Genomic DNA, 8,568 nt, shown 5'->3' with positions numbered 1-8,568 from the left:
GTACGTCCAGTACGAGGGCTTGCACCCGGCACGCCGAGAGCACGCGCCGGACGCCGCTCCTTGACGGGCAAACGTTGCCTGCCGCGGCACTAGTCCACGGTGATGGAGTCCAGCTTGGCCCGCAGATACGCGTGCGAGTCGACCGGCTCGTGCGCCACCCGGCCCACCGGGGCCGGCACGGACTCCACGACCGTGCCCGGGGTGCACTCGCCGAAGTAGACGAGTGACATCAGCTCCTCGGCGGGTTCGTCGGCGGGCGGGGGCAGGACGCGGTGGCGGCCGGAACGCCAGCGGTCGCCCGTCCAGCGGGCCATCAGGTCGCCGATGTTGATGGTGAAGGCGTCCGGGTCGAAGGGCGCGTCCTCCCAGCCGCCCGCGTCCGTCCAGACCTGGAGCCCGCCCTTCCCGGCCTGCCGGTCGAGGATCGTGACCGTGCCGAAGTCGGTGTGCGGGCCGATCCGGAACTGGCCGGGCTCCGGCTCTCCGACGACCTCCGTCCCCGGATACCAGTTGATGTTGAAGCCGTAGGTGGGGTGGTCCATGTGGCGGGAGAAGAAGTCCTGCTCCAGACCGAGGGCCTCGCCCAGCAGCGAGAGCAGCTGCTTCTCCAGCTCGGCCATCTTCTCCAGGTACTCCGTGCAGAGCACCTCCAGCTCGGGCACCTCCTCCGGCCAGACGTTCGGCGCGTACCACTCCGCGTTGATCACCGGGTCGTCGAAGGGTTCGTGCGTGGCGAAGGTGAGGGACTCCTTCAGGTCCGGCGGGGTCTCGGTGCCCTCCGAGTAGCCGTTGGCCTCCGCGCCCGGCCCCAGCCAGCCCCGCCCGCCGACCTTCACCGCGTACGGCTGCTTGACCTGGGCGGGGAGGGCGAAGAAGGCACGCGCGGCGGAGCGGATCCGGGACCGCAGCGCGGGGTCCACGCCGTGCCCGGTGACCAGCAGGAATCCCGCCGTCTGAAGGGCCTCGTCGACGGTGCGGGCGATCCCGGCCCGTGCCTCGGCGTCGCCGTCGCGCCAGGGTGTGAGATCGATCGTGGGAATGCGCGGCTCACTCACCGATGTCCTCGTTCCACAGTGCCGGGTTCTTCTCGATGAAGTCGCTCATCAGCGCGACGCAGTCGGGGTCGTCCAGGAGCACGATCTCCACGCCGTGCTCCGCCAGCCAGTCGTGCCCGCCATGGAAGGTGACGGCCTCTCCCACGACGACCCGGGAGATACCGAACTGGCGGACCAGGCCCGAGCAGTACCAGCACGGCGAGAGGGTCGTGACCATCGTCGTGCCGCGGTACGAGCGCTGCCGGCCCGCCGCACGGAACGCGGCCGTCTCCGCGTGCATGGAGGGGTCGTCGTCCTGGACGCGCCGGTTGTGGCCGCGGCCGAGCAGCCGGCCGTCGGCGCCGTAGAGGGCGGCGCCGATGGGGATGCCGCCCTCGGCGAGCCCGGTACGGGCCTCGGCGACGGCCGTGGCCAGCCAGGCGCGGGCGGTCGTCTGATCCACAGAGTCCATGACCTCACTCTGCTCCGGCCGAAACACCTGGGCAACGTGCGGAAAGTACTCTCCGGGCAGCCAGCAGCCGGACGTTCTGTCAGCCCGTTGGAGGCCCCCGTGCCCGCACTCACCCTCCGCGAAGTCCTGGCCCTGGACGTGGTCCGGGCCGCCGAGCCCGAACTGCTCGCCGGGGCCGCCGGACTCGACCGACCCGTCCGCTGGGTGCACTCAAGCGAGGTCTACGAGGGCGCCAACTTCCTCGACGGCGGAGAGCTGCTGCTCACCAACGGTTTCGGACTGACGGACGCGGACCAGGAGGTCCGGCGGCGGTACGTCCGCGAGCTGGCCGCGCGCGGCGCCGCGGGGCTCGCGGTGGAGGTCGGCCGGTCCCTGCCGAGCATGCCGGACGAGGTCGTCGACGAGGCCCGCCGGCTGGAACTGCCGCTGCTCGCCCTGCACCGGGTCGTGCCCTTCGTGCGGATCACCGAGGCGGCCAACCGGGCGATCGTGGCCCGGGGCCTCTCGGGGCGTTCCGTGGCCCGGCCCTGGGGTGACGACCACACGGCGGCCCTGCTGGCCGACCTCGCCGACCGGGCCGCGCTCAACCAGCCGGAGGTGGAGGCGCGGGCGGCCCTCGCCGGGTTCCAGCCGGGACCGGGGGCACGGCTGATCGGCGTCTCCGTGCACGGGACGCGGGACACCGGCTGTGTGGACCGGGCCGTACGGCTGCTGGGAGGCGGGGGCGTGCTGCGCGCCGCCTTCCCGGGGGACCTCCTCGCCCTGCTCACGCTGTCCGGCAACCGCGCCGGCGACCCCGTGCGCGCCGTCCAGGACGCCTTCCGTACGGCGGCCGAGCCCGGACTCACCGTCGCCGTCGGGCATGCCGTCGCGGCCGCCGCCGGCTGGCTGCGCTGGAGCGAGACGCTGCGGGCGGCCCGTACCACCCTGGAGCTGGCCCTCACCGTCCCGCCCGCCGAGCCCTCCGCCCCCGACGGCCCGCTCGTGACGTCCTCCCGCGCCTTCGCCCTGGAGCGGGAGCTGACCCGGGGCGGGGTGGACGCCAACCGGGAGCGGCTCGCGGGGATGGTCCAGCACGCGCTGGGGCCGCTCCTGGAGTGGGAGGCGGCCCACGCGAGCGACCTGGTCCGCACCCTGGAGGTCCACCTCCGCCACGGCTGCTCCCCCACCCGGACGGCCGCCCTGCTCCACATCGGCCGCCAGTCGCTCTACCAGCGCCTGGAACGCATCGAGTCCCTGCTCGGCCTGGAGATCGGCGACCCGGACCTGCTCGGCGAACTCCTGGCGGCGACCTGCGCGCACCGGGTGGTGCGGGGGACGGCGGCGGAGGCGGGCACCCTGCGACCGCCCCACCGTTTCGGTGTCCTGAGCGCTCTGTAACCTGGCCCGGTCATCGTGGGCTTGTGGGAGGACGGTCATGGTTGCTGCCCCGGTTCTGGAGGAGCTGCGGGAGGTCTGCCAGCCGCAGGCCAAGCTGGCGAGCCGTAACGGCGAGCACTGGGCGGGCCGGCTCTACATGCGGCGCGTCTCCCTGCGCTTCACCCGCCAGCTGGTGCGCACCCCGGTCACCCCGGACCAGCTGACCTGGACGATGGTGGGCTGCGGGGTGCTGTCCGGGGCCGCCCTGCTGGTACCGGGCCTCGCCGGTGCCGTGCTCGCCGCCCTCTTCATGCAGCTGTTCCTGCTCTTCGACTGCGTGGACGGTGAGGTCGCCCGCTGGAAGGGGCAGAACAGCGCGACCGGCATCTACGTCGACCGGCTCGGCGCCTACCTCGCCGACGCGGCGCTGATGACCGGCTTCGGCTTCCGGGCGGCGGAGTCCGGGCTCGGCGGCTGGGCCGGTTTCAACGGCTGGGTGTCGCTGGGTCTCGCGACGGCGCTCGGGGTGGTGCTGCTGAAGGCGTCGACCGACCTGGTGGACGTGGCGCGGGCCCGGCGCGGGCTCGCGGTCGCGGACGACGAGGCGGCCGCGCCGCGCTCGCAGGGCGTCGCCTCGGTGCGCAGGCTCGCCGCAGCGTTCAAGATCCACCGGGTGACCAACGGCATCGAGGCCTCCCTGGTCCTCCTCGTCGTGGCGTGCGCGGACGCGGCGACGGACTCCGTCGGCCCGACCCGCTGGGCGCTGGGTGCCATCGCCGTGATCACCTGGCTGATGGTCCCGGCGCATCTGCTGTCGATCCTGTCCTCGTCCCGGCTGCGCTGACCCGGGGGCGTCGGTCAGGCGCTCAACAGCCCCAGGATCCGGTTCACCGCCTCCACGACCGGCTGCCCCACGGCACCGATCGTGGCCGCGATGCCGGCGACCGCGATCAGGGCACGGTGCCGTTCCTGCACAGGCGCGGCGGCGTCGGCGGTGAGGGCGGGGAGGGAGTCGTCGAGAGCCTGGGCACTGACCGCCGGGATGTGCGGGCGCAGCTCCCGCAGCAGCGCCAGCAGTTCCCGGACCGCCGCCTCCAGTTCGGGTGAGGCGGGCGCGGCGGGGACGACGCCCTGGTTCTTGATCATGCCGATGTTGCCGCTGCCGCCGTACATGTTCACGTTGTCGCCGTAGTGGTTGTTCGTGCTCATGCGCCTGCCATCCCCACGTTGCCGCTGCCGCCGTACATGTTGACGTTGTCGCCGAAGTAGTAGTTCTTCGGGCTGATCGTGATGCTCTCCACCATCACCTGGAACTCGGTCTCGGGATTCTCGATCGCATGCGCGATCCGGCCGACGAGCTGGTTCAGGTGGTGCGGGTTGCGGCTGGTGACCACGGCCTGGGACGGGCCGGAGGTCTCGACGGCCAGGACGTGGTGCGACTGCGCGCCGAGGACCTGCAGCATCTCCACCAGGGAGTAGATCGTCACGGCCAGCGAACCCAGCCACACGAACGTCATGAGCCCGCTTCCGGTGTCCCGGCTCGCGACCATCGTGATGCCGCTGAGGACGGTGAGGGCGATGGTCCCGGCCGCGGTGATCACGAGGGTCTTCAGGAACCGCAGCACGGCTTCCTTGCGCCGCGGATGGATCGTGAGGGTGTACACCCGCGCGATGTTCTCCAGCGGATAGCAGGCCCCGCCGACCCAGAGCAGTCGCTTACTGACCCGCAGATCGATTCCCGGTGACACCAGCGGCGGCGTGGGCGGCGGCGGCGGGACGTCGAAGTGTCCCGACGGTTCCGGTGTTGTCATCAAGTCCCCCTGACTTCGAGTGAGTTGCCGGTGGTGACTGTCACTCTCCGAGCACCATCGGCTACGGGGCATGTCTCCAGTACAAGTTGATTCGAACCGCCTTCCGGGCGCATCCGCGCCGAGGGAACGGGAGTTTTCGTAACCCAACGGACACCACGCGATCTGGCACACATCAACTCCCGCTCCTTACCCTGGCGTTGGGAACCGGCCCTGGGGGAGGTGCGGTGCACGGACGCTTGTACGGGCGGGGCGCGCTGTTCGACGTCGAGCCGGCCGGTCTCGTGCCCCGGCTCGTCGGGCTGCGGCCCTACGCCCACCAGGGCGAGAAGGCCGAACACCCGGCCGGGCCACCCCTGCTGGTGCTGGCGGGCGGCCGGGGCGCGGGCAAGAGCGCGGTCCTCGCCGAACTCGTCGACGCCTACACCGAGCGGCTGCGGGGCGGCGAGTCCCGAAGACGCACCCCGATCGCGCTGATCGACTGCGAGGACGGGCAGTTCACGCGCCCGCCGCACGAGGAGAGCCCGGAGTCCTGGTCCGCGGTGTGGCAGGCGCTGCTGGTGGTCGCCGAGCAGCTGACCGAGCCGGTGAAGGCGGCCGGGCAGCTCACCTTCCCCCGGCTGACGGCGGGCCTGGTGGCGGTGCGGGCGAGCGACTGGAGCGGACGCTCCGACTCGGACCGGATCCGGCGGGAACTGGTCCGGATCCTGCTGCTGAACGAGCGTCGTACGCACTTCAGCCTGGCCGGGCGGTGGGCGGCCAAGGTCGCCTCCAAGGTGATCGCGGCGGCCAGCGGCGGCGGACCGTTCGTCGCGGCCACCGTCGAAGCCACCCTGGAGGCGCTGTCGGAGGGATTCACCTCCCACAAGGAGCAGAAACCGGCCACCTGGTACCGCGGTTACCCGAACGCGGGCGGCAACGCCAAGCGCGGACTGCTGCTGCTCGCGGGGAACTTCCGGGCCGGCGGCACCTCCCGCGAGCACGCCGAACGGTGGCTGGTGCGGGCCCTGCTCGCCGACCTGACGGAGGCGTACTCCGGGCTCGGCTCGCATCTGCGGCGCCTCGGCCGGCCGATCGTGCTGCTGGACAACGCGCGTAGCGGTCCGGGACCGGGGCTGCTGGACGCCGTACTGCGCGACCGGGCGGACGGCGTCGTCGACCAGGTGGTGTTCGTGGCGACCGTCCGCGGCAGCGGCCATCCGGCCCTGCGGGACGCCGTCCGACGGGAGTTGCCCGAGGTGGCGCGGGCGACCGACTGGGAGCCGGGGGCCACGCCGTCCTCGCGGGCACTGCTGGTGCAGCTGCCGCCGCTGTCCCCGGACGACACCCTGCACATGGTGGGCGCGATCTGCCACGACGTGGACATTCCCCCTCGGCTACCGCATGCCGTGCACCGGCTGACCGGGGGCAATCCGCTCGGGATCGTGGTGCTCGCCACCGCGGCCCGGCAACATCCGGACCGGGCCGCCTCCTTGGGACGCCTGCTCACCGCGAAGGTCACACTGGAGGAGGACCGGGCCGACGACGGGCGCCCCGTCTACGCCGAGTTGCTCAGTCACCTCGCCCCCGCCGACCGGCTCGAGGAACTGACCGTCCTGGCGACGGCCCACGGCCACACCTCCGCCACGGTCCTCGCCCAGGCCCGACTGCCCGAGGACTTCGGTCCGTCGGGCGTACGGGCACTGGCCGCCCGGCTCACGGACGAGGGCCAGCCGGCCGACCGCCGCCACTTCGTCACGGACCCCTTCCTGCGGACCCTGCTGCTGCTCCGGCTGCACCACCAGCAGACCGACCACACCAAGTGGCGCGAGGCGCACGAGGCGATGATCGCCCACTTCTCGTCGGACCACGGATTCCAGACCCCGCCTCCCGCCTTCGCCGCCCTCCGCATCTACCACGAACTCGCCCTCGGGGACACGGCCGGCGCGGTCGCCGGCCTGCGCGACACCTTCCCGCTCCTCGTCACCGGCGAATGGCTGAACATCCTCCGTCTGCTCGGCACCGCTCCCTACTTCCACGCGCACGACGCCGAAGGCCGCGACACGGGCGACGAGGACCGGCGGGTGGCGATCGCGCTGGGCCGCACCGACGCCGACGAAGAGCCGCCCGAGGGCGTGGACCGCTCCCTCCATCTGCGGATACGGCGGCTGCTGCACGCGGTGTGGCAGGTGTCCGACCCGCTGGTGCTGCCCGATCCGCGGGTGTGCGGCCGGCTGGAGTTCGAGCTGCTGCGACTGTCCGATCTGCGGCCCGCCGGAGGCGCGCTGCTGTTCGCGACGGCACGGGCCTGGCACGAGGACGCCCTCGCGGGCCGCCCTCTGCGCATACCGGACGAAGACGGGGAGGACTGATGAGCGGCACCTTCACCCGGTGGCTGCGGGAGATCTGGGAGATCCGCCTCTACCGCTATGCCGCCCTGCTGGTCACGGCCGCGCTGGTGACCGGTCTGTTCTTCGCCGTGCGGACCGTCACCCACGAGGACCGTTCCTGCGCGCCCGGGGTCGTACGGCCGGAGAACAGCGACGAGTGCGTCGGGGTGGCGACGGCCGCCTACGACTTCGGGCGGCCCCAGCTGCGGGACGTGGTGCGGGCCATCCACCAGGAGAACGAGCGCCTGAAGAAGGACAGTTACGTCACCGTCGCGCTGATGCTGCCCTACACCTCCTCCACCCCGTCCACCCTCAGCGACATCCTGCACGAGATGCAGGGCGCCTACCTGGCGCAGTACCAGGCCAACCACAGCTCCAACGGCCAGTCCCCGGCGATCCGGATCCTGCTCGCCAACCCGGGCGCCACCAGCGACCACTGGGAACTGCTCGTCGACCGGCTGACGGAGATGGCGAAGGGCGAGGACCGGCTGCGGGCGGTCGCCGGGGTCGGCATGAGCACCGACTACAACAAGCGGGCGGTGGCCGCGCTCACCGCCCGGGGCATCCCGGTGATCGGCTCCTCCATCACCGCCGACGACCTCGCCAACAGCACGGCGAACAAGGACGCGTTCCCGGGGCTCGCCCGGGTCTCCCCCACCAACACCGACGAGGCACGCGCCCTGGCCTCCTTCGCGAAGGTGAGCGCGGGGCGGGCACTGCTGGTGTACGACAAGCCGGGCGACCCGTACACGCGGACGCTGCAGAAGTCGTTCGCCGCGCTGATCGAGGGCTCACCCTACGAGCCGCAGCCGTTCACCCCGCCCGCCGACCGCACCCAGGAGGGGACGACCGCGAACACCTTCCGGCAGATCACCCACCTGGTGTGCGACACCGCGCCGGGTACGGACACCATCCTGTTCGCGGGCCGGCACACCCAGCTGCGGCAGTTCATCAACGCGCTGGGCGCCCGCGGCTGCCAGGACCGGAGGTTCACGCTGCTGACGGGGGACGAGGGGTCGTACCTCACCGGGGAGAAGGACCTCGACCGCTCGGCCCTCACCCACAACCTGTCCGTCCGCTACACCGCCCTCGCCCACCCGGACGCCTGGACGAAGGGCGCCCCGGCCACGGGAGGTTCGGCGGCGGACGCGAAGGTGCTGACCGACCTCCTGGCCCGCGCCGGGCACGAGCCCGTGGGCCCGATCGGCAAGGTGAACCTGGACGACGGTCAGCTGATCATCGCCTTCGACGCGATGACCCTGGCCGTGCACGGCATCCGCGAGGCCACCCCCGACGGCCACGTCGTCCCCGCCCTCGCGGACGTCGGCCTGCAGTGGCCGCAGGTCAAGGGGTCGCTGCGGGTGAGCGGGGCGAGCGGCTGGATCTGCCTCGACGCGCACGGCAACCCGTACGACAAGGCCGTACCGATCGTGGAACTGCACTCCGACGGCGGCTCCCGCTTCGTCCGCATCGCCTGGCCGGAGGGAAAGCCGCCCTCGAAGGACTGCCTGACGCCGTCGTCCTAG

Annotated in this window: 8 protein-coding genes; 4 read left to right on the top strand and 4 right to left on the bottom strand. The window is 72.3% G+C overall.

Translation table 11 applies throughout. The annotated features are described in order from the left end of the window. Window positions 1-89: 89 nt before the first annotated feature. Both ABT057_RS38635 and ABT057_RS38630 read right to left on the bottom strand, forming a co-directional pair. Window positions 90-1,055: an isopenicillin N synthase family dioxygenase gene (locus tag ABT057_RS38635; protein WP_352348594.1), complete on the bottom strand. Its 966-nt coding sequence runs from the start codon at window positions 1,053-1,055 to the stop codon at window positions 90-92. After that, window positions 1,048-1,506, bottom strand: a complete 459-nt coding sequence (locus ABT057_RS38630) for a nucleoside deaminase (protein ID WP_352348593.1) — start codon at window positions 1,504-1,506, stop codon at window positions 1,048-1,050. The genes ABT057_RS38635 and ABT057_RS38630 overlap by 8 nt, the downstream gene beginning before the upstream one ends. 99 nt (window positions 1,507-1,605) lie before the next feature. Between ABT057_RS38630 and ABT057_RS38625 the strand changes: the two genes are divergently transcribed. Next, entirely contained in the window at window positions 1,606-2,886 is a 1,281-nt protein-coding gene (locus ABT057_RS38625; protein WP_352348592.1) for a PucR family transcriptional regulator, read from the top strand. Between the two features lie 37 nt (window positions 2,887-2,923). After that, window positions 2,924-3,709, top strand: a complete 786-nt coding sequence (locus ABT057_RS38620) for a CDP-alcohol phosphatidyltransferase family protein (protein WP_352348591.1) — start codon at window positions 2,924-2,926, stop codon at window positions 3,707-3,709. 14 nt (window positions 3,710-3,723) lie between these two features. On the opposite strand, the gene ABT057_RS38615 is transcribed toward ABT057_RS38620, so the two are convergent. Further along, window positions 3,724-4,074, bottom strand: coding sequence for a hypothetical protein (locus ABT057_RS38615; protein ID WP_352348590.1), 351 nt, complete (start codon window positions 4,072-4,074; stop codon window positions 3,724-3,726). Beyond that, complete coding sequence (locus tag ABT057_RS38610; RefSeq protein WP_352348589.1) at window positions 4,071-4,676, bottom strand: DUF6232 family protein; 606 nt, start codon at window positions 4,674-4,676, stop codon at window positions 4,071-4,073. Before ABT057_RS38610 ends, ABT057_RS38615 begins: the two co-directional genes overlap by 4 nt. A 224-nt stretch (window positions 4,677-4,900) precedes the next feature. Between ABT057_RS38610 and ABT057_RS38605 the strand changes: the two genes are divergently transcribed. Beyond that, window positions 4,901-7,024, top strand: coding sequence for a hypothetical protein (locus ABT057_RS38605; protein ID WP_352348588.1), 2,124 nt, complete (start codon window positions 4,901-4,903; stop codon window positions 7,022-7,024). Beyond that, window positions 7,024-8,568, top strand: coding sequence for a type 1 periplasmic-binding domain-containing protein (locus ABT057_RS38600; RefSeq protein WP_352348587.1), 1,545 nt, complete (start codon window positions 7,024-7,026; stop codon window positions 8,566-8,568). Before ABT057_RS38605 ends, ABT057_RS38600 begins: the two co-directional genes overlap by 1 nt.

This window comes from Streptomyces sp. NPDC002588 (assembly GCF_040295925.1).
Taxonomy (GTDB): domain Bacteria; phylum Actinomycetota; class Actinomycetes; order Streptomycetales; family Streptomycetaceae; genus Streptomyces.
This window is presented reverse-complemented; position numbering and strand designations above follow the sequence as displayed.